This window comes from Leptospira kobayashii (assembly GCF_003114835.2).
Classification (GTDB): Bacteria; Spirochaetota; Leptospiria; order Leptospirales; family Leptospiraceae; genus Leptospira_A; species Leptospira_A kobayashii.
The window spans coordinates 2883813-2904208 of record NZ_AP025028.1 but is presented as its reverse complement, the minus strand read 5'-3'; the positions used below and the strand labels follow the sequence as shown (position 1 = coordinate 2904208).

Sequence of the window (20396 nt, the reverse complement as noted above, 5' to 3'; positions counted from 1 at the left end):
AGTTACAATATCTATGCAAATGAGTCAGGAATCAAGCGGAATGATAGATTTCTTTCGATTGTTACCGGAAACCTATTCCGGGGGGATATATCTATTTGAAATCGTTTCCGGAAAACTACTATTCACAAACGAGTATTTTCAGAAAACCTTCGGGGTTTCGGGTGCCCAGGATCTTACCGCAAAATCGGAACTTCTTTCTCTGATTCATAAAGAGGACAAACCTCTTTGGCAGTCCCAAACCAAATCTCTCACCCAATCTCCCGCAGGCACCAGAGTCGAATTTGATATTCGATTCTTATTGGAAAAAGGGGAACACCCCCGTTGGTTTCATTTCAATGAAAAATCGGTAAATCTCTCTCAGGTTTCCGATCAAATTTTAGGGATCGGATATGTGAATGATGTTACCAATCAAAAAATCAACGAGGACAATATCCGCGAACAAATCCAATTTTCGGTAAGTCTTTTTGAAAATGCATCTTTAGGGATGGCGTTACAGGACTGGGAAGGAGGATATTTTAGGGTTAACGCCCGTTTTACGGAGATAACGGGATATTCGATCGAAGATTTGACTTATCTTAATATGAAGCGGGTAAATAAAATAGGACTTTCCAAAGAGGAAAAGGATTATTTTTCCCTTATGGGCGACGGAATGGAATTCGGAGAATCCGTTTTATATAGAAAGGACGGAAGACGAATCAACATTTACCGCCGAACCAATATTTTTCGAAACTCGGAAGGTCGTCCCAATTTTTATTATCTACTCTTGGATGACTTAACGGAAAAAAAACAAATCGAATCTTATAATCTACATTCTCAAAAAATGGAAACGATCGGAAATTTGGCGGGAAATCTGGCGCACGACTTGAACAATTATCTGCAACCTATCCATGTGTTTTCTCAGTTGGGAAAGGAAATCCTCTCCAAACAGGATCTTGCTACCTCCAAAGACAAATTGTCAGACTACTTGGAGAAGATAGGAATGGCAGCAAATAGCGCCCGTTCTATGATTCATCGTATCATCCGGTTTTCCAAAAAAAACGACGAAGAGGCGATCTCCATCGTGGAGATTTCATCCATTTTGGAATCCAATATCCCCATTCTACTTGCAGAGATTCCGAAAAATGTGCAATTGGAATGTTCTTTTTCTTTCGAGCCTCTTTTTGTAAAAATAGATCCGGTTCGCATCTGCAAATTAATCGGCGAACTAGTGATAGGTTCCGTTTTTCCTTGGGAGGACAAAAAAGAAGGATTGATTCATCTTTCCACGAAACAAATCCCCTGGTCGCAAGCGGATTCATTGGAAGACAGGGTCTTGATTTCTTTGGAATTTACCGGCCTCGCGGTATCGAATCTTTCCATAAATGATTTTATGCAAAAATCCATTTTCGAAGAAGAAGAGATCAAATGGAAAGGTCTTCACCTTCTCAACCGTTATGTGAAAAACTGGGGTGGTGAGGTAAGACTTGAAAAAAATACCGAAACAGGTTTGATACTATCGATTGATCTTCCTTTGGAAAAGGAAATTTCGGTGGCCCCCGTTCCTTTGCCGAATATGAATTCCGGAAATACAGGTTCCCATTGGGATATAGTTTCCAAAAAGAAAATCTGGATTGTGGAAGACGATGAACCTGCCCGTGAATCGATAGCAACGGTTCTTTCTTTGAAAAATATAGAACCGATTTTATTCGAATCTTCCATTGCAGCTTTGGAATATTCCAAACAGGAATTGCCTGATTTTGTTCTCTCCGATTATAGAATGAAAGATATCAACGGATTGAATTTGATTCGGAAACTAAAGGAAAAAGCACCGAATCTATCGGCTGTCTTGTATACGGGAAATGCGGAAGGTGTGGATTTGGAAACATTGGAAAAGGAAGGGATATTGGTTCGAACCAAACCAATATCCATCGATGAACTTTACGAATCTATTTTGCTATCGTTTGGGCTTCTTTGAGTTGTTCGGTTTTGTTTGAACCGCACCCGTAGTTTTCGTGATAAATTCGGTGATTTCTTGAAATAACAAAGGTTTGTCTGTCTCGGAATATTTGGACAAAAGAACATGTGCTCCTTTTTCCACTTTTACTATTTTGTTAAGCGGATTTGCTTTCGGGCCAGATTGGATTTTTTCAAATCCGGAAATCATTGCGGGAACGGATGCGGATCTATCTTGTTCTTCTTCCGATTTATAATAATAGAAAACGAGCACCGGTTCTTCGATGTGAGACAAAGGATCTCCCTTATCGATGAATCTTTTCAGATTCATTAAATTTTGAATCGCTCCGTAATATTGGTTTTTATACCAAAACTTATAAGACTGATCTTTCGGATCCAGTTCCGCCGATTTGCGAATCTTTCCTAAAATCAAATCGACGAATGTGGAACCCCAAGTGAACTTATAAAGATTTGCCGACGGATCGGAAAAGTCATAGAACGGAGAAGCAAGGATCACTGCGGAAATTTTATCTGGGTATTTTGCCGCCAAATAGGATGAAATGAGTCCACCCATGCTTGTTCCGACCAACACTAGCTTTTCACCTAACTGAGTGGATTCGAGAAGTGCTGTTTCCGCATCCTGGAGATAGGATTGGAAAGGAGTGTTCAAATGATCTTCCACATTGGTTCCGTGACCGGGAAGTCGCACATAATATGTGTTTGCCTGAAAGTAGTCCGCAACTTTGTCCATGACTTCTTCGCCTTCCGCACGACTGGCTCCGAATCCGTGGATGTAAAGAATGGCGATGGGTGTTTTTTCTTCGCTAAAACGAATCAATCTCTCCTCATTGCCTTCTTTGGTTCCTTCGTTTTTGCTGACTTCCAATTCCTTTTGAAAGTACGAATCGAACGGAAGATTGGCGGATTCCGGTTGGAAACTATAATTTGGCTGGTTTAAAAAATACGTAGTTGTTAAAAAGGAGGTAAGGATGAGTAAAATTGCGGTAATCCATTTTCCAAAAATTTTCATGGGGTTCTCTTGTTTCGAAATTTAAATACAATCATTTTGACAATTCTCTTTCTATTTCAAGTCAATTTGTACTTTTCATGTACAAATGCGACAGAGGAATTGTTGGTGCAAAAAGAAGAATCCGGAATCCTGGCGGGGTTTTGGGTCAGAAAAATCCCTGAATCCGCTACAGTCACCGCGGGTTATGGGAAAATTACAAATTTAAGAGATTCTGATATCGGTATCAAAGAGATTCGCGCGGAAGGATTTGATACTGTTGAATGGCATACTTCCTTTTTGGAAGATGGGATCGCCAGGATGAGAAAAGTGGATTTTCCCATTCCACTTCCGTCGGGAAAAGAAATCCTTTTGGACAAGGGAGGAAGTCATTTGATGCTCATCGGTAAAAAGAAAGAGATATCCGAGACGCTTCGAATTCAGTTTGCTCTGTCCAATGGAGAGACGCTCGTTTGGGATGCGGTGGTGAAGTAGTTTAGGAGTGGATTCATTTTCGTGATTTATATGAAAAAAGTTTTTCTTGGGTTTAGCATTCGTATTTTATTTTTTTGTCTTTCCCTTTGTTTTTTCTTTGCCGGTTGCAAGGCCGGAATTGAATTCAGCGAACTTCCTTTGGGTGGAGATTTTTCCGAAAAAGATAAGTCGGGAAAAATGGTATCTTTAAAGGATTTTAAAGAACCGGTATTGCTTGTATTTTTCGGATACACATACTGTCCCGATTTTTGTCCGAATATGTTGTCTAAAATAAAAAACGCAGAGCAGATATTAGACGAGAAAACAAAAAATTCCTTTCGGACTGTTTTTATCTCCATTGATCCGTTGCGGGACGGCCCGGAAACGGTTCAGAAATACGTAAGCTTTTTTCTAAAAAACGTTTCCGGATTTTCTTTCGATCAGACAACTACCAACCGTTTGGTGAAGCAATATGCAGCTTTCGTTGAAGAAACAAAAGATGGAACGATCGATCATTCCACCTATGTTTATGTTCTGGATGCGAATCGAAAAACGAGAAAACTTTTGAAATCCACCGAAGATGCGGAAACTTTCGCAAAAACCATCGAGGCTTTAAGCCGCAATCCCGTTCAGTCTGAGTAAAGCTTCAATTTCGGGGTCTTTTCCGTAAAAGTCCCGAAATAATACCATTGCATTTTCGGAACCGCCTTTCTCGAGAACCGTCTTTCTGAAATGTTCCGCTAACTTCAGATCAAACACTCCTTTATCCACAAAGGAAAAGTAAGCGTTTGCGGAAAGTAGTTCCGCCCATTTGTAGGAATAGTACCCCGCCGCATAACCGCCCGCAAAGATATGAGAGAATGAATTTTGGAAACGGTTGAAAGAAGGAGGCTTAATTACACTTACTTCGTCCCTGACTTGTTCCAATATTTTTTGCACTCCTTCTTCGTTAGGTGAATCCAGATGGATGAGCATATCGAAGATGGCAAATTCCAATTGGCGGACCACTCCCATAGCGGATTGGAAATTTTTCGCATTTACCATCACATCGATAAAAGACTGAGGTATTGTTTCTCCCGTCTGGTAGTGTTTGGCGAAGAGAGTGAGAACTTTCGGTTCATAGGCGAAATTTTCCAGAAACTGGGAAGGAAATTCCACTGCGTCCCATTCCACTCCGTTGACCCCGCTGACAAATGCTTCTCCTACTCGGGAAAGAAGATGATGGAGTGCGTGACCCAGTTCGTGAAATAATGTCACCACATCATTCGGTTTGAGTAATGACGGATGGTCTTTGGTCGCGGCAGGGAAGTTTCCGATGACAAATGCAATCGGCAGAGTTTCCTTTCCTTTTTCATCGATAAAATGAGGCTTCCAATTGTGCATCCATGCACCGCCCTTTTTATCCTTTCTTGCTTCCAGGTCCAGATAGAGCCTCGATCTCACTTCCTTATCAATGACCAAATCATAACAGAGCACAGACGGATGCCAAACAGGTGTTTTTACTTCCTGGAACTGAATGCCTAATAAAGATTCCAAGAATCGGAAGGTTCCTTTGGTGACTGACTCTTTTTCCAAATAAGGGCGGTATTTTTCCTCTTCGTAATCGAATGTTTCTTTTTTCAATTGTTCCGAGTAAAACATCAAATCTGCGGATTCGATTTCTTCCTGTCCTCGTTCTTTTGCAAAATCTCTCAGAGTTTTTAATTCTTTTTCCGCAATGGGTTTTGCTTTTGCGGCAAGGTTGCGAAGAAAACCTAATACCTGTTCCGGGGTGTCCGCTACTTTCGTAGCAAGACTGAGTTCTGCATAATTTTTAAAATCCAAAAGACTCGCTTCTTCTTTTTTGATTTTCAGAATCTCTTCCAGGATTTTTCCGTTTTCGGGAGCCCGTGTGGAGTATGCTTTGTAAAGTTCCTTTCTTTTTTCCCGGTTCGGCCCATAGGTCATATAAGCGATGTAACTTGGAAATTGTAATGTGAATTTGTATTTACCGTCTTCCGTTCTTGCCGCAACGAGTTCTCCTTCCGGCATACCTTTTACATCTTCTTCGGAAAGGATCATCTCAAAAGAATTTGTCGCATTCAATACATTCTGGGAAAATTGATTGGTGAGTTCGGAATGACGGATACGTAGGTCTTTTAATTTGTCTTTTTTATCCTGAGCAAGCCCTACGCCTGACAAACGAAAATCTCTGATTTCATTATCCAAAACTTTTTTCTGCTCTTTGGTAAGTGTTTTATCCGATTTCTGAATTTCGAGAAAGGCATTGTATACGGATTCGTTTTGTCCCAAGTCCGTATAATACTCTGTTAGTTTGGGAATCACTCTGGTATAGATGGTCTGAGATTCTTCGCTGTTTTTAACGGAATGAATATGAGAAAGTTCCGTGCTAAGATCGGAAAGTTCGGTATGAATCGTTTGGTATGGTTTTAAAAAATTGGCAAAACTTAAAGGAGAGTTTTTTAAAAGGGATTCTACTTCCTTCTTGTTGGACTCCATTTTGGCTTCTATGGATTTTTCTTTTTCTGATAAATTGTCGCTTTTGAATTCGGGAAACATATTGCCTCTGATCTTTAGACTTTCGAATTGCAGATTTATCTACCAGAGTTCTCGGAAAACCGGATAGGGCAACAAAACGTTGCGCATATCACGCTCTTTTTCGCGGGACATTCAACGTTTCGTATATCACACTGCGGAACTTCCTGTTCCGACGAAAAAGCTCCGGCATCCCTGCTTTTGCTACCGCGAGATATGTTTCACTTGCTTCTAAGAATAGAATATTTATGCTGAGGATACCGGAGATTGGGGCGCCTCGGATTTGTTAGATGACCATGATGCGGTCGAATCCCCGACCGAGCTCTTCCGCAGGCTTCGCCTATCGGCTCCGGTCCTTCGGACGACGACCTTTCGGTCGTCCCGCTCCGATCTCTGGCGCAGGTGTTGGGCAATCGGTATTCAAGATAGAAATAGTTTGCACTGATGCTAAGAAAGACCTTTAATAATTGCGATAAACCGTGGTTAAACGATATTGTGCAAATACAGTTCTGAGTAAAGCTCAAAAAATTATAACTGCTTGGCAAACCGGCGCCGAAAGAATTCGCGCAACTACCGCCGTTGAACGTGGTGCAGTTGTTACTCGAACCCAAAGGCAAGTTTTATCGGATAGATTGCCCCGGCTCCGGCTCGCCGATGAGATAGACATCCGCTTCTCCGCGGCCTTTTACCTTCATGCGCCCGCGGCGCTGCATGGGAAAGTCGCCTTTCAATAGATTGTAGGTGGATTCTGCGACCTGAATCGCGTTATGGGGCGCCGAGGTCTCCATGCGAGACGCCATGTTGACCGTGTCTCCCCAGATATCATAGACAAACTTCATATTACCGAGCACGCCGGCGCTGACCGGGCCCGAGCAGATTCCAATGCGAATTCCGGTCGGAAGTCCCAGTTCTGCTGTAATGCGTTTGCTGGCCGCGAGCATATCGACGGCCATACGTCCGATGAGGATCGCATGATCCGGCTGGTGGGTCGGCAACCCGGCCGCGCACATGTACGCGTCACCAATGGTTTTGATCTTTTCCACTCCGTGTTGTACAGCGAGTTCGTCGAAAGCCGCGAAGTAGGAGTTCATGATTTGTACGACCTCCTCCGGTTTGCGCTCCAGAGATAAAGAAGTAAAACCGACCATATCCGAAAATAATACGCTGACCTCGTTGTAATTGTCCGCGATCTGTTCTTCTCCGGCCTTCAGGCGTTCCGCCACGCTGCGAGGCAGAATATTCAAGAGCAACCGCTCGGATTTTTCGTGTTCATTTTTCAGTTCGAGTTCCGCGTTCCGTGCGGCGGCGCTGAACAGAAACGCAAAGATTGTCAACTGAAAAAATAAAACGCTACAGTTCATTGCAAAGAACGCGGCCCGGATGGGTTCCGCCAGTACATAATGTTCCCCGGCGAGATGTTGCACGACGAAGTACAGCAGGATAAACAGAAGCCCGCTGAACGCCGCGACACCAAGTGGAATCGCCAGGTTGCGAAAATGACCGAGGCAGATGAAGGACGCAATGACGATTACGTAGAACTGGAAGCCGTAATCCCAGCCCATGAGATAGACGGCCAGGGTTTGGTGCACAAGAACTTCGAAAGATCCCAGGAGCATCATGCTCAATATCAGACCACGCGATCGAATAAGGTAAAGACCTAGCACGAAAATGGCCACGCTCAGAATGTTAAAATAAGCCAGCGGATAGATACCGAGTAAAGAGAACGCCACGAGCCAGCTGGAGTGCAGGAGCAGTGCGAGAAAAAATCCGATGAGCGCGACGTAGTACATACGCCGGTGCCGGAGCGGCACGGACGGAGGAACGCCGAAAAACAGATTAAACAAACCTTTGCTCGCACTCATTTAATAGACCACTAAGAGACGAGACTAATCGGTCAACAAAATAACCCGGGGCTATCGGCGCATCACGCGACGATAGCCCCGGGTGGTTGGACTTCCTAAAAAGTAGAAAGATACGATTTCATAAAAAAGAACTCAAATACTTTTGCAGTGGTGAAGATGTGTCGAGCTTTGGGAGTCTCTAAAAGTGGTTTTTATGATTGGAAGAATCGTTTTCCTAGTGAAAGGAGAAAGTTTAATCTACTGTTGGTTCGCTTAATCAAGGAAATTTATGAAGAATCTAGCCATACATACGGAAGTCCAAGAATCCATAAAGAGATACAGCGGAAGGGATATAAACGACTAACTCAGCACACCAATTTGCAGTCTCACCAAATCTGCTACAACGAAACTTTATTACAACAAAACCAGGCGAAGCTTGGTGCTCAGATTTCACTTATATTCAAATCAATTCCAAGTATTACTTTTTGGTTGTTATTATAGATTTATTCAACCGCGAGATAATCAGCTGGGAGTTAAGCGAAAATCAGCAAACTCCGACTTTGATTAAATGTTTTGAGAATGCTGTGAAGCGAAATCTTCAACAAGAAGGTTGTATCTTTCACTCTGATCGTGGAAGTCAATATGCATCGAACGAATTCCGAAGGGCGTTACGACTAGCAAAGATGAAACAAAGTATGAGTCGTAGCGGAAACTGTTGGGACAATGCGGTTGCAGAATCATTCTTCAAGACCTTAAAAGTTGAGTTCGCAAATGAACAAAAATTTTGGAGTCTTGATGATGCAAGATCCAAACTCTTTTATTTTATAGAAATTTTCTATAATCGAAAAAGGATTCATTCCAGATTGGGCTTTACGGGTACCGTATCATATAACGAAAGTTTAATGACTTTGTTTCTATCGTAAGCCCAGATAGGAAATTCTGGTCCCAGACTTTTTCCCCGGATTCCCAATGTCCTTACAAGAAGCAAGCTTTCCGAATCGAGCAGCAAAATCGTTTTCTTTTCCATATTTTGCAAACGAAAAAGTTCGATCTCCCGAATCGGGTGATTGGAGTAAAAAGCCAGACTGGGTAGGGCAGGATTTTGAACCGCAAGTAGCTCCGTGTTTAAGGGGAGTTTTCGATTCCAGTGATCCGCAGCTATGATCGTATCTTTTCTTTTCTCGGATAACATTGGTAAAGCGATAAAGACAACTGCAAAACTTTGAATGATTGCCAGGAAGAAAATCGCATTTTTCCATTTTCCTTCAGCATCTGAAACGATCTTTCCCATTAAAATCGCAAAGATAGGGTAAGCTGCCAGCGGATAGGAAGGAAGTTTACTCATAAGAAATTCGTAAAATACCCAACCGAAAAAAATGCCACCTAATAATAAAATATTGGTCGGTTCCGGAGCGGCCGTTTTTTTTCGGAAATGATCGTATATATTTTTTGCCTGATTCCAGATTTCTTTCAATGCTTTCGGAAGATAAAATGACCAGGGAAACAAAGTGATGAAAAATAACAAAAGATAGGTGCCGGGTGGTCCCGATTGTCCGAATACAGGATTTGCAGCCCGCCTCAAAATATACCAGTCGATCATCCAGCGAATGAGTTCCCCGTTCGTATTTTGCCAAACTAAGTATCCCCAATAGAATAACGGAAGTAAGGATACGGGAAGAAAAAACCAAGGTTTTAATAAAAAGACTATCTTTCTTGTTTCCTGAAAAAATAAAAACACGAAACAAATTCCCCCTAAAAAAATTAGAACGGGAGGCCCTTTGGTTAAGGTCCCCAAAGCAACGGAAAGCCAGAATAACAAAACCCAAGGATAAGTTCGGGTGTGTTGTTTGGGAAGTAGTCGGAATAAAGAATAAAATCCCAGTATTTCGCAAAACGTAAGTAAGCTGTCTACGAGTGCGATTTTTCCGTTCAGGGGGAAGTATAAAGATGTCGCAAGTATGATAAAGCCGAACAGAGCGGTTTTATCGTTATATATTCGTTTGGCGGTATCGTAAGTGAGCAGACAAATCAATAAAATCCATAAAGAAGGGAGCAGTCTAAGGGAAAATTCGGAAACCCCGAAGATTTGAAAGGAAATGGCACTGAGCCAAAAATGAAGAGGTGGTTTTCTATGAGGTTCGGAAAAAGGAAAACTTTGGGTGAGATAATCTCCCGTTTCCAGCATCGTCTTTGCAAACCCGGCATAGGCAGCTTCGTCCTGGTCATAGAGGGGAGAATTGTTTCCATACAATAAAAATAAGGATAAAACCATGCTAAGGTAAAATAAAACGGGTATTTTTTTGAATAGGAGTTTCACAGTTACAAAGGAAAAACTGCGATCCTCCTGGAAAGAAGAAATATCCCGAAACGGATCGTTACCGTTTTGTAATAATTCAGCAATCAAATTGGAATCTAAATCCTTTAGGATGAGATCATGCTTTTTCTTACTTTTCCTCCCATCGTTTCAGATCCCGTTCTGCCGAAGAAAAAAGTCACAAGGGGGAGGCTGATCTTCTCCGCATTATCCATTCTTTTGTTGGTAATGGCCATTTATCAATTAACGGTTATTATGTTTTATAGATCCGATCTTTTGGATACAAACCGTCCTTTCTCGGGAAACACTTGGACAAATCCCTATCAAAAAGGAGATTGGACGGTTCATTCCGAAAAAGTTTCCCTTCATATCCATTCCGACGAAGTTTCCTATACTCCGGAAAGACATACTGTGGACGAAATAGAATCCGTATACAAGCGGAACGGATTTTCACTTATCTCTTTTTCCGATTATGATAAAGTCACCAAATCAAAGTTATATTCTTTTTTGCCGGGATACGAATGGGGACAGAATATCAAAAAAAGGCATGCGCTTTCCATCGGATCGGAAACGCAAGTTCCGGATTATTTTCCCATTTACGCTTCAAGGGAGAATATCGCTTGGACATTCCGACAAATGAGAGAGAGCGGCGGTTATGTGGTGATCGCTCATCCTAAATTGCATTCGTCCTTCTCAAGGGAAGATTTGGAAAAAATTCCTTTTTACCAAGCGATCGAAGTATTGACCCCTTACGGGGATGACTCCAAGATTTTGGATCATCTGTTGAGCGCCGGAAGAAACGTCCATTGTATGGCAAGTGATGATTTGCATTATTTTCCGGAAGAAACGATTCAATCTTTTTCTGAACCATTTTGGAAAGATATTTTGCAAAAGATCATGTTTGTCCGGGGTAAAGAAGGAGAAAGCCTGCTTCGTTATGTTTCCACTGCAAACGAAAGAAACAACCCCGAGTTGGTTAAAGCGGATCTGAAGGATGGGGCTTTTTTCTGTGTGAAAAAATTCTTCCAAGGAGCCGCGGATCCGAACCTTCCAAATATTCGTTTTAACGGCAAAGATAAAATTTCTCTCTTTTCAGGGGAACGTTATATGGAAGTTCGCTGGATTGGAAACGGCGGAACGATAAAAAAAATCGATCCGGACACGGACCGATCGGAATATGAACTTACTTCGGAAGATACTTACATTCGTTTGGAGATCACATCCTTAACGGGAAAAATCCTTTCGAATGCAATCTACCGAACTACAAATTGATCTATTTAAAACTCAACTTGGCGGCTTCCGTCGTACTTAAACTATCGATATAACTAGAAGAAGTATTATCATGTGCTTCGCTTGTATAACCCGTGCCTGTTCTTAAAAAAGCGCTGTCCACATTCCAGGTTCCCAAGTTGGGGGAAGGGTAACCGGAAGGTACCTGGTTTACCGAAGTTTTGTCGCTTACGAATCCATTTTCATCAAACAGGCCGTAGGTGAGAGATGAGCCTGCAAGATTACAAACAGTGTCGTTTCCTGCCTGGGCATTGGAAGTGACTCCCATTTTCGCTGTTGTATAAAACGGTGCCGCAAAATTTTGCATATAAGCCAGGTTATAGTAAACGATGCTGCTGCCACATTGAGTTTTCAGAAAATTGATTGTTGTGGCACTACTCGGATTTATGGCAATGAGCGCATCCAAATCCATTCGCACTACGGAACGAAAACACAATTGCCCGAGACTAGTGATTTCGTCCAAGGTCACCCTACCGTTATCGCTCGGCCAGGAATTGTTTTTCGGTCCTCCTGCCCAAGTATAAGTTTGTTTTTTTACTCCCGATTTCACGAAGGAGTAACTTTCTACCATTGCATTCGGAGCGGATCCGAATTTGACCGGATCGATTTCGGATAATTTATAATACATCAACGCACCGTCATTTCCTTCCAAAGTCTCCGCACTGTCAAAGAACAGTTGTAAGCTGGGAACGGAAGATCCCGATTTGATGATTTCGAAAGTATTGGAAAAAATTTTGGTGCCGGTGTAGGCAGTAGAAGTGATTGCGGCACTGTCCACTTTCAATTTCAATCGAAGTGTCGCCGCACCCATTCCCGAGATTGTGACGGGGGAAGTGAAAGTTCCCGTCGTATTCAGGAGTCCTTGGTTTTTTATCCCTGCCACTACTTGGTCCAACAGATTGGAATTTCCCCTCGCCCATGTAGCGGAACCACGCACAAATCCCCACGAGTCGGATGCCGCGTAAAGAGGAGTGTTTCCCAATTCCATTCGTATAATATCCGTAAGGTTGAGATCTTCCCAGTGGAAAGCATGTTTGTCGATTGGCTTGGAGAAGTCACTGATCCGAAGAGAAGTTAGGAGGAAGAATATCGAATATAGAATTTTTTTCATCACACTACTCCGCAATTCCTTTGGGAATACAAATCACGAAACTTGTGCTCGGGTTACATCCGTTGCTTGAAGAGCGGTTAAGAAAAGAGAGTAGGAGTAAATTGGTTAGATTTTTATCGTCATTCGACTTTTCTTTTAGTTTGCATGCAAATGAGCTGAGCAAAATCATTAGGGCTAGTGATAGGATCAGAGGTTTCTTCATAACATTTTCTTTTTCTAATATAATTCGTAATTTTGCAAGTTTTTGTGGAAAAAAACACAACAATGGAAAGACATGTAAGAACTGGTTTTTGGCACATGAAATTTAGATTCATTCGAATTTTCGGGGTATTTCTTTTTTTTCTGTTTCACACCATTTTACCCGCAGAACCTCTTTCGAAAGGAATTTCAGGAGAAGCGGGGAGTGATTCCGGCAAACGGATTGCTCTGATCATAGGAATCAATGAATACAAAGACGTAGGTCTGAATGATCTTCGGAAAGCCCGCAATGATGCCAAAGGTTTTGCTAAAATTCTGATACAAAACGGAGAATTCGATTCGGTGACCTTGATGACTGACGAGGTTGACCCCAAACAAGATCCGAATTCCTTATATCCCACCAAACTCAATATAGATGAAAAACTTGATTCTTTACTTTTGAATGCAGATCAGAATGATACGTTTGTATTTTTCTTTTCCGGTCATGGGATTTCCGACTATGACGAAAAAAGTTATCTTCTTACCCAGGATTCCATTTTATCCAAACCGTTTAACTCTTCTTTGTCGGTCGAAACCGTAATTCAAAAAATCAGTCGCAAAGGTATCAGAAAATCCATTTTATTTTTAGATGCATGTAGGGATTCCATGTTTACCACAAAAAACGTAGGATCAAATCTCTTGATTGAGTCCTCTACGTCCGAGAGCGAAATTTTCGGGATTCTTTATTCGACGAAGGCGGGTTTTTTCAGTTATGAAGATGATGAAAGCTCTTACGGAGTATTCACAAAATATCTGATTTACGGAATGGAAGGAAGAGCGGATTCAAACCGAGACAGGAAGGTGAGTTTTTCCGAATTGGAAATTTATATCACAGCCGCAGTAAAAGATTGGTCGATTCGCAAAAACAAACAACAGAAACCTTTTACAAAATATTTTGGGGAAAAATCGGGAGATATCATTCTCTCCCAGTCTACAAATCCGGGAGTCAGTCTTGCCGATGTTCCAGTTATAAAAATAAATCCGGAAGGAGTTTTGGTGCGTTCCATGATCCTTCCCGGATGGGGGCAGTATTACCAGGGAAATGAAACCAAAGGTAAAATCTATATGGGGATCGCCACGGTATTGTTACTCGCTACTTTGGAATCTTATATGGATTATAGAAGTGCCCGCGAATCCTATTCTTCCTTTACCGGGATCCCGCCTACCAACCGGTTCGGGGAGTCTTATCTTGTTAACTCACTATTGTTAGAACCAAAAAGAAAGGATTTGCAGGAAAGTCAAAATCGCCTGCAAGAGACTTCTTTCGTATATGCATTGTTTTATCTTTGGAATTTGGCGGACTTGGCACTTTTTGATGCACCGGCAAATGAGCTTGATAAAAAATTAAATTTTTCACTTTATAGGGAATACGCACCGGGTTCAGGCAGTGGCTCGGTTTATTCGGGCAGATATGAAGTTTATTACCAGCATCGTTTTTAAATTTGTATATATTTTTCTGCTTTGGATTCCTTTTACTCATTGTTTTCGGGATAATTTAGAAAAGAAACGTTTACAGAATTATGCTTTTTTGGAAGTTCTGGGGGATTCTTTTGATGATTCCGTCAGCCTATTGCCCAGTCAGAATTCCGTAGTAAATCATCTTCAAGTTGTAAAAATTCGTTTTCCTGATCCTCTTATGGAACTCGTTCCTGCGGAACTAGTCAATGTGGATGGGCCGGGACTTGGTAGTTTAGCTTTGACGTCGGTTTTGAACCAATCCTCGAGGGACGTTGTCCTGGAGTTCAAAGGTTCTCCTGTAGACGGTGAAATATTCATTCGTTTTTCGGATTTGAAATTTACAGGAAGGTTCGGGAATTTTACAAACTCGTATGTATTTCGTTATGTGATAGACAACGGTATCCCGACCGTCAGTTATGATTTTAATTCGGGGGATTTTCCTTCTTTCCTGGATGACGGTTATCTGGATGTCCAATTTTCGGAACAGGTAAACAATGCGGATAAAAAGGAAAATTACACTTTCTCCGAACCGATCGCAAGCGATGTTATTATTCTAAACGTACTTTCTTTGGGAAACAACCGTTATCGTTTGGTGTTTGCAGGGAAATCCCATCGCAAAATCGATCGTTTTTCTTTGACTTTGAATTCTATTGAAGATGTTGCTCAAAATCCAATTCAAAATCCGGTCATTCATTTCTATCAACCCACTGTAAAATCGGTAGGAAATTTACTCGAGCCAAGATGTTGGCCCGAACTTGTGAAACTTCCGAATAACAAAGTCATGGTGATCGGAGGTTATAAATCAACCAGCCAAACCATTTCCACAGTTGAAATTTTTGATACTGTCACGAATACTTCCACGGCTTATCCTTTTTCTATGACAATCCCAAGAGCGGAACATTCCGCCACTTTGTTACGCGACGGCAGAATACTTGTGGTCGCGGGAGTAAAGGGGAGCGCTACTTCCGTTGCTAATTTTTTAGCAAATTATGAAATTCTGGATTCTAACGGAATGATTCCCCCCATTTCCGGAAATCTACCGGCACAAGTAAGAAGAGGACATAAGGCTATTTTAGGTTTGAATGGAAAAGTATATGTGTTAGGTGGAAGGGGTGGCGTTAATGCGAATGACCCGCTCTCCTACCTGGATAGGGTGGATGAATTTGATCCTTCTACCGATACTTTTTCCGCCGCCGGGACATTGGCTTCCAGAAGGGACGGGCTTTCCGTAAGCCTCGATCCATCCGGAAAAATATTGGCTTCGGGAGGAATTCTCATCCGTGCCACTCATATCAAAAATTTCGAATTCTACGATCCGGATACTCAATCCGGAACGATATCTCCCAATTTACTGATATCTACAAGAAGGGATCATTCTACGATCCGAGCGAAAAACGGTGATTATTATATATTAGGCGGAGGAAACCTTTCTCCTATTTCAGTTGTGGAAAAAATCGGTTCCGATGGTAACGTATCTTATGTGGGGAATCTGACGGAACAAAGATTTAAAGGGGGTTTCGCCTCCTGGAATGACAGCACTATATTGGCGATAGGTGGTAAAAAGGCCGAGACTCTTGCTTATTCCATTGAAGCGATCAATCTCGCGTCCGAAAGAATTTATAATGTCGGTAGTTTGCCATTTCGCGGAGAGTGCACTACCTTGTTGCCTCTGAGCAAAACCGATATTTTGATTTTTACATCCGATTATGACTCTACCTATACGGGAATTCAGAGGCTAAAGATCGATGAATAAGACATTCTTATCTTTTATCTTTCTTATTTCTATTTCCTTATCACATTGTACAGGTGTTATAGGATCGGAGGATTTACTCAAAGGCAAAGCGGACAATTTGATTTTAAGCGATTTATTGAACGTTATCTATCGTCCTTCGGTTTCGGTTATTTCCGATCCGGATCTGACAAAACCATTCGGAAAACTCACTCTTAATTTTCTATTTTCACAATCCATACCGATTTCTTCGGATGATATAGAAATCATCACTTCGGACGGAACTAAGCTCTTTGGTTGTGTGTTTGAAAAGTTGGACGATTCCAGGATTCAAATCCGGTTCCCGGCCGATACAGGATCGGGGGACTATCGGATCAGTTTCGAAAAACTTTCCGGTCTGATCGGAAAGAACATCCAACCTTCCTTTCTTACTTTTCATTACGATCCGAATGCTCCATTGCTTAGCAGTGTATCGGGAGAAGTTTTGGACAGTTCCTTTTTCTTTGACGGATATTTGGATATCAATTTCAGCAAATCAGTGTCAGGTGCCGATCTTTTGGATCGTTACCAATTGAGTGGCTCTGCACTCGGTTCTCTCCAGCTTTCCAGTATTTATAAAATAAAGAGTAATCTTTACCGATTGTTTTATACCGGGATGCCTGCAACGGAAGGGGGGATATTGAATCTTCAGGTATCCGGTATTACGGATTCCGCAGGCAATATGATTCAAAATCCTTCCTTGGTTTGGAAGGTATACGGATTTAGGGAAGCAGGGACATTGCTTTTGCCCCGCGCCACGAAAGGAGTTGTACTTTTAGCATCGGAAGAAATCCTCATCACCGGAGGAAATATAGGTTCCGGTGTAATCACGAATAAAGCGGAAATATTCAATCCTAGGACTAAAACTTCGCGTTATACGGTGAATCATATGACGGAAAACCGTAGACGTCATACTAGTGTACTTCTTCCCAGCGGCAAGGTTTGGATCGCAGGCGGAGGTAGAGATCCGGTCGGTGTAGTCGATACTCCCCTCAGCTCCACTGACATTTTTGATCCGGTTACGGAAACTTTTAGCCCGGGACCGAATTTAAACCAAGCCAGAATGGATCATACTGCCACTTTACTTCCGTCAGGTGAAGTTCTTGTGATCGGTGGAATTGTAAACGAAATGTCTTCCCCTTTTCCTTCCATTGCAAGTGCGGAAATTTATAACCCGGCTCTCGGAACGGTTACCACGATCGGAAGTTTGAATTTTGCTAGAAAGGATCATCAGGTTTTGAGATTGGAAGACGGAGGGCTGTACGTATTCGGGGGATTCAAACAACTGGCATTCCCGGATGAATATTCAAATGATACGGAAAAATATAATGAAGTTTCCAAAACTTTTTCTGTTATTCCCAAATACAAACTGAACTTTCCGAGACATTCCTTTTCAGTTCACAAAACCTTCGGAGAAAGTTTGGTTGTCATTGGAACAACGGTTCAGACTGAAATTTATCAGCCGAACGTCGGGGCTTTCGTCACTGGTAGCAATCAGAGTATTCCGAGATCCGGGGAGAACGCCATCCAATTTAGTGATAAAAAAATCATTTTGATCGGAGGAGACAATCAAGGAAGTCTTGTTTCCAGAATCGACTTCTATGATCCCGACACGGAAAGATTCCGATTGGGAAGCAGATTACTTTATCCCAGAACTGCTTCCGAGTCAGTGATGTTGCCCGATGGAAAGGTATTTGTGATAGGCGGCTATTCTTTCGCTCATATTCCTAATATAGAAGAGTATTCTTATGAATAAAATAGGGATATCAATTATCACCTGTTTTTGTTTTTACTGCACATCCCCGGCAACTAACGAGGGGAAGGCTTCCGAGATTTTATTTCAGGAATTGATTGCCAATTCCAGTTTGCTTCAATCGGAAAACTGCTCTGTAACACCTGCTAAAGACTCCAGTTTGAAATCTTTCGAACCCATCAAGTTGAAATGTGCGAGAGGGTATGAAATCAAAGACGAAGCTCTGAAAGAAGGCTCCATTAAATATGCCGCCGTCGTATCAGGGGATCAAAATTCGGTCGCCGATTTTTATTGGGAAAGGGTTTCCTCGGAAGAGGTCCATTTGAAATCCTATTCGAAATCCGTTTCCGGAAAAGTCGGATTTCTTTTAAACCCGATTTTAAACAGAGATGGAAATCCTCTGCCTGCATTGGATTATTTTATGACTGTTGATCCTTTCGGTCCTGCAGTGAGTTTAAAGTACCCTTCCGGAAGTTACGATGAATCCATTTTTTTATCAAATACCTATGATATTACTTTCTCCGAACCGGTTACGGGAGCGATGGATCTTTCCAATTATAAATTGGATTCCTCGGTAGGCGGAAATATCACAATTCGAAATATCGCGAAACTAAACGAGTTATCCTATAGGATTTTTTGGCAGGGAAACTATCCCAGACAAGGCGGGAAGTTATCACTTTCATTGAAAGGAATCAAGGATAGCGCGGGAAATGAAATCAATCAGCGTATCGATTATCAGATATTAGGTTGGAAGGACGGGCCGAATATCATCCAGCCCAGGATGAATTTCAGATCAGTTCAGTTGTCCACCGGAGAGGTTCTGATTTTGGGCGGTATCATTAGTTCTACTGCATTGAAGTCCGTGGAAGGGTATAAGGAAGCCGACGGTGTTTTTGTCGCCAAGAATGATTTAACTGTTGCAAGGCGCCTATTCACTGCTTCCATCAATTCTTCGGATGAGATAGTGATCGCCGGAGGGTATACAACCAACGGTTCGAGTTCCGTTACAAATACGACTGATATATACAATCCGAATACGGGAACCTGGGCGGCAGGACCTACTTTGAGCTCTACCAGAATTTCTCATGCTTCCTGTACTCTCTCTGACGGAAGGGTGATGATTTCCGGGGGCAGAATCAATACGAGTGGTCCGGCATTGAATCAAGTAGGGATCATCACTCTCAATCATTCCGGAGGAGGAACGATCACTAATTATTCAATGTTAGTTGCCAGATACGGTCATGCTTGTGTGACTCTACCCAACGGTTTGACTTGGATTGTAGGTTACGGAAAACAAACGGAATACTTTGATCCTACAACGAATACATTTTCCATAGGCCCTGATCTGGTAGCTCCGCAAGATTCTATGGTAACTATCCAGGACAGGGATGGGAATGTTTACTTAATTGCAGGAAGTTCGGGGCTTACTACCGATATAGTTCAAAAGTTCGATTGGAGAACCGGAAAGGCATCCATTTTCGGTTACTTGCCCCGAACACTGGTTCGCCACGCAGTGGCGCCTTTGCCTGATGATAGTTTCTTAGTAGTAGGGGGAGTTTCTTTTCCACTCACCGCACCCGTTGAAATACCGAACGTTTCGAAAGTATGGAATTCCGGAAATCTGGAGGCATCCGAGCTCTCCAGTTTAAAACAGGCTAGGGGCGGGCACGAATTGGTTAGGTTGCCTTCCGGAAAAATCATTGTAATCGGAGGAGCGGCCGGTTCGGGAGCCGTCGATTATATGCAAAATACGGAAATATTCGGTCCTTAATTCACAGGCGATACTTCGAATTCCCATTCCAATACACTGGCCGAGTTTAGGTTTTTAGCAAGTACCTCTTGCGGGTTTCCCGACTTTGAGCTTGTGATGGCAGGAGGAAACAGTTTATAAAATGTATCTTCTTTTCCTCCCCTAAGCTGAAATCCTTTCCATTCTTCTTTGGAAGCAAATGCTCTCAACTTGTCTTTCCCGAAAGGCGGAGATGCTACAAATGATTTTGTCTCACTCGGAATGATGATTTTTTCTCCTTTCTTCAGAAAATTATTTCCTTGGGAAGGATTAGGAAACAACAAAACGGGATCCTCTCCTCTCTTGTCGGAGATAAGAACTACATATACGAAATTGTCTTCCGTTGTTTCCAATTCGAAACGGATCGGTTCACCTGACACGTATTTTGTTTTTAGTGAATGGAATTTCAAGCTCGAACCGGAATTGGATTTTGTCTGGGAAAGGGCCAGATAAACGTTCTTTTTGTCCATGTAAGAATAAAAATCCTGAATCAAAGTTTTTCTTAAGGATTCCGGCAAAGAATTTTTGTATTCCAATTTGCCGGACATAACGTCTGCTAATTGGATTTGGAAATTGGATCCTGAGAGATTGACAATGATTATTTTGTCGCAAGATTCCAGATTTTTCAGAAATGTTTTTGTCGTTTCGTCCGGCTCACTGTTGCCGTCCCAAGCGAGAGGTTGAGGTAAAGTATAATGGGTTTGTAAAATAGGAATGGCCCGTTTTGCGGAAACAATCTGAGCCTTCATATGTTGAACCAGTTCAAGGCTTTCCTTGGAATCGGAAACCGAATAAAATCCTACTTTATATAATATCACTGTTCCCTGGGATTCGTGGGAAAATAATGATATGGCAAAGACGGGGAAAAAAAGAAAAATCTTTTTCATA

General features: G+C 42.1%; 16 protein-coding genes. 10 read left to right on the top strand and 6 right to left on the bottom strand.

Annotated elements, in window-relative coordinates; genetic code table 11:
* Positions 1–19 precede the first annotated feature (19 nt).
* Positions 20–1954, top strand: coding sequence for a PAS domain S-box protein (locus DI077_RS12975; protein ID WP_242935194.1), 1935 nt, complete (start codon positions 20–22; stop codon positions 1952–1954).
* On the opposite strand, the gene DI077_RS12970 is transcribed toward DI077_RS12975, so the two are convergent.
* Positions 1934–2962, bottom strand: coding sequence for an alpha/beta hydrolase (locus DI077_RS12970; RefSeq protein WP_109020229.1), 1029 nt, complete (start codon positions 2960–2962; stop codon positions 1934–1936). The genes DI077_RS12975 and DI077_RS12970 overlap by 21 nt on opposite strands.
* Positions 2963–2971: 9 nt before the next feature.
* On the opposite strand from DI077_RS12970, the gene DI077_RS12965 reads away from it, so the two are divergent.
* Both DI077_RS12965 and DI077_RS12960 read left to right on the top strand, forming a co-directional pair.
* A complete protein-coding gene (locus DI077_RS12965; RefSeq protein ID WP_109020227.1) occupies positions 2972–3433 on the top strand; it encodes a copper chaperone PCu(A)C in 462 nt (153 codons plus the stop codon).
* 30 nt (positions 3434–3463) lie between these two features.
* Positions 3464–4054, top strand: coding sequence for an SCO family protein (locus DI077_RS12960; protein WP_109020224.1), 591 nt, complete (start codon positions 3464–3466; stop codon positions 4052–4054).
* Here the strand turns inward: DI077_RS12960 and DI077_RS12955 are convergent.
* The gene (locus DI077_RS12955) at positions 4025–5971 is read right to left on the bottom strand and encodes a M3 family metallopeptidase (RefSeq protein WP_109020221.1); all 1947 of its coding nucleotides are present in this window, start codon (positions 5969–5971) and stop codon (positions 4025–4027) included. The two genes, DI077_RS12960 and DI077_RS12955, sit on opposite strands and share 30 nt — an antisense overlap.
* Positions 5972–6567: 596 nt before the next feature.
* Entirely contained in the window at positions 6568–7809 is a 1242-nt protein-coding gene (locus DI077_RS12950) for an adenylate/guanylate cyclase domain-containing protein (RefSeq protein ID WP_109020218.1), read from the bottom strand.
* Between the two features lie 156 nt (positions 7810–7965).
* Here DI077_RS12950 and DI077_RS19890 point away from each other — a divergent pair, with 156 nt between their 5' ends.
* Together DI077_RS19890 and DI077_RS19885 are read left to right on the top strand one after the other, a co-directional pair.
* Positions 7966–8289: an IS3 family transposase gene (locus DI077_RS19890; RefSeq protein WP_109020215.1), complete on the top strand. Its 324-nt coding sequence runs from the start codon at positions 7966–7968 to the stop codon at positions 8287–8289.
* The gene (locus tag DI077_RS19885; RefSeq protein WP_109020212.1) at positions 8184–8711 is read left to right on the top strand and encodes an IS3 family transposase; all 528 of its coding nucleotides are present in this window, start codon (positions 8184–8186) and stop codon (positions 8709–8711) included. Before DI077_RS19890 ends, DI077_RS19885 begins: the two co-directional genes overlap by 106 nt.
* Here the strand turns inward: DI077_RS19885 and DI077_RS12945 are convergent.
* On the bottom strand, positions 8642–10192 hold the full coding sequence (locus tag DI077_RS12945) for an ArnT family glycosyltransferase (RefSeq protein ID WP_242935193.1): 1551 nt from the start codon (positions 10190–10192) through the stop codon (positions 8642–8644). The two genes, DI077_RS19885 and DI077_RS12945, sit on opposite strands and share 70 nt — an antisense overlap.
* 30 nt (positions 10193–10222) lie before the next feature.
* Here DI077_RS12945 and DI077_RS12940 point away from each other — a divergent pair, with 30 nt between their 5' ends.
* Entirely contained in the window at positions 10223–11374 is a 1152-nt protein-coding gene (locus DI077_RS12940; RefSeq protein ID WP_109020209.1) for a CehA/McbA family metallohydrolase domain-containing protein, read from the top strand.
* Between the two features lies 1 nt (position 11375).
* Here the strand turns inward: DI077_RS12940 and DI077_RS12935 are convergent, their stop codons facing one another.
* Positions 11376–12503: an LIC_12337 family protein gene (locus DI077_RS12935; protein ID WP_109020207.1), complete on the bottom strand. Its 1128-nt coding sequence runs from the start codon at positions 12501–12503 to the stop codon at positions 11376–11378.
* A gap of 297 nt (positions 12504–12800) precedes the next feature.
* Between DI077_RS12935 and DI077_RS12930 the strand changes: the two genes are divergently transcribed.
* From DI077_RS12930 to DI077_RS12915, 4 genes are read left to right on the top strand one after another with little or no spacing between them, the layout of a single operon-like run.
* A complete protein-coding gene (locus tag DI077_RS12930) occupies positions 12801–14180 on the top strand; it encodes a caspase family protein (protein WP_167837143.1) in 1380 nt (459 codons plus the stop codon).
* A complete protein-coding gene (locus DI077_RS12925) occupies positions 14152–15951 on the top strand; it encodes a Kelch repeat-containing protein (protein WP_109020202.1) in 1800 nt (599 codons plus the stop codon). The genes DI077_RS12930 and DI077_RS12925 overlap by 29 nt, the downstream gene beginning before the upstream one ends.
* Complete coding sequence (locus DI077_RS12920) at positions 15944–17722, top strand: Kelch repeat-containing protein (protein ID WP_109020199.1); 1779 nt, start codon at positions 15944–15946, stop codon at positions 17720–17722. Before DI077_RS12925 ends, DI077_RS12920 begins: the two co-directional genes overlap by 8 nt.
* A complete protein-coding gene (locus DI077_RS12915; protein ID WP_109020196.1) occupies positions 17715–19490 on the top strand; it encodes a Kelch repeat-containing protein in 1776 nt (591 codons plus the stop codon). Before DI077_RS12920 ends, DI077_RS12915 begins: the two co-directional genes overlap by 8 nt.
* Here DI077_RS12915 and DI077_RS12910 read toward each other — a convergent pair.
* The gene (locus DI077_RS12910) at positions 19487–20395 is read right to left on the bottom strand and encodes a DUF4384 domain-containing protein (RefSeq protein WP_109020194.1); all 909 of its coding nucleotides are present in this window, start codon (positions 20393–20395) and stop codon (positions 19487–19489) included. The two genes, DI077_RS12915 and DI077_RS12910, sit on opposite strands and share 4 nt — an antisense overlap.
* Between the last annotated feature and the right edge of the window lies 1 nt (position 20396).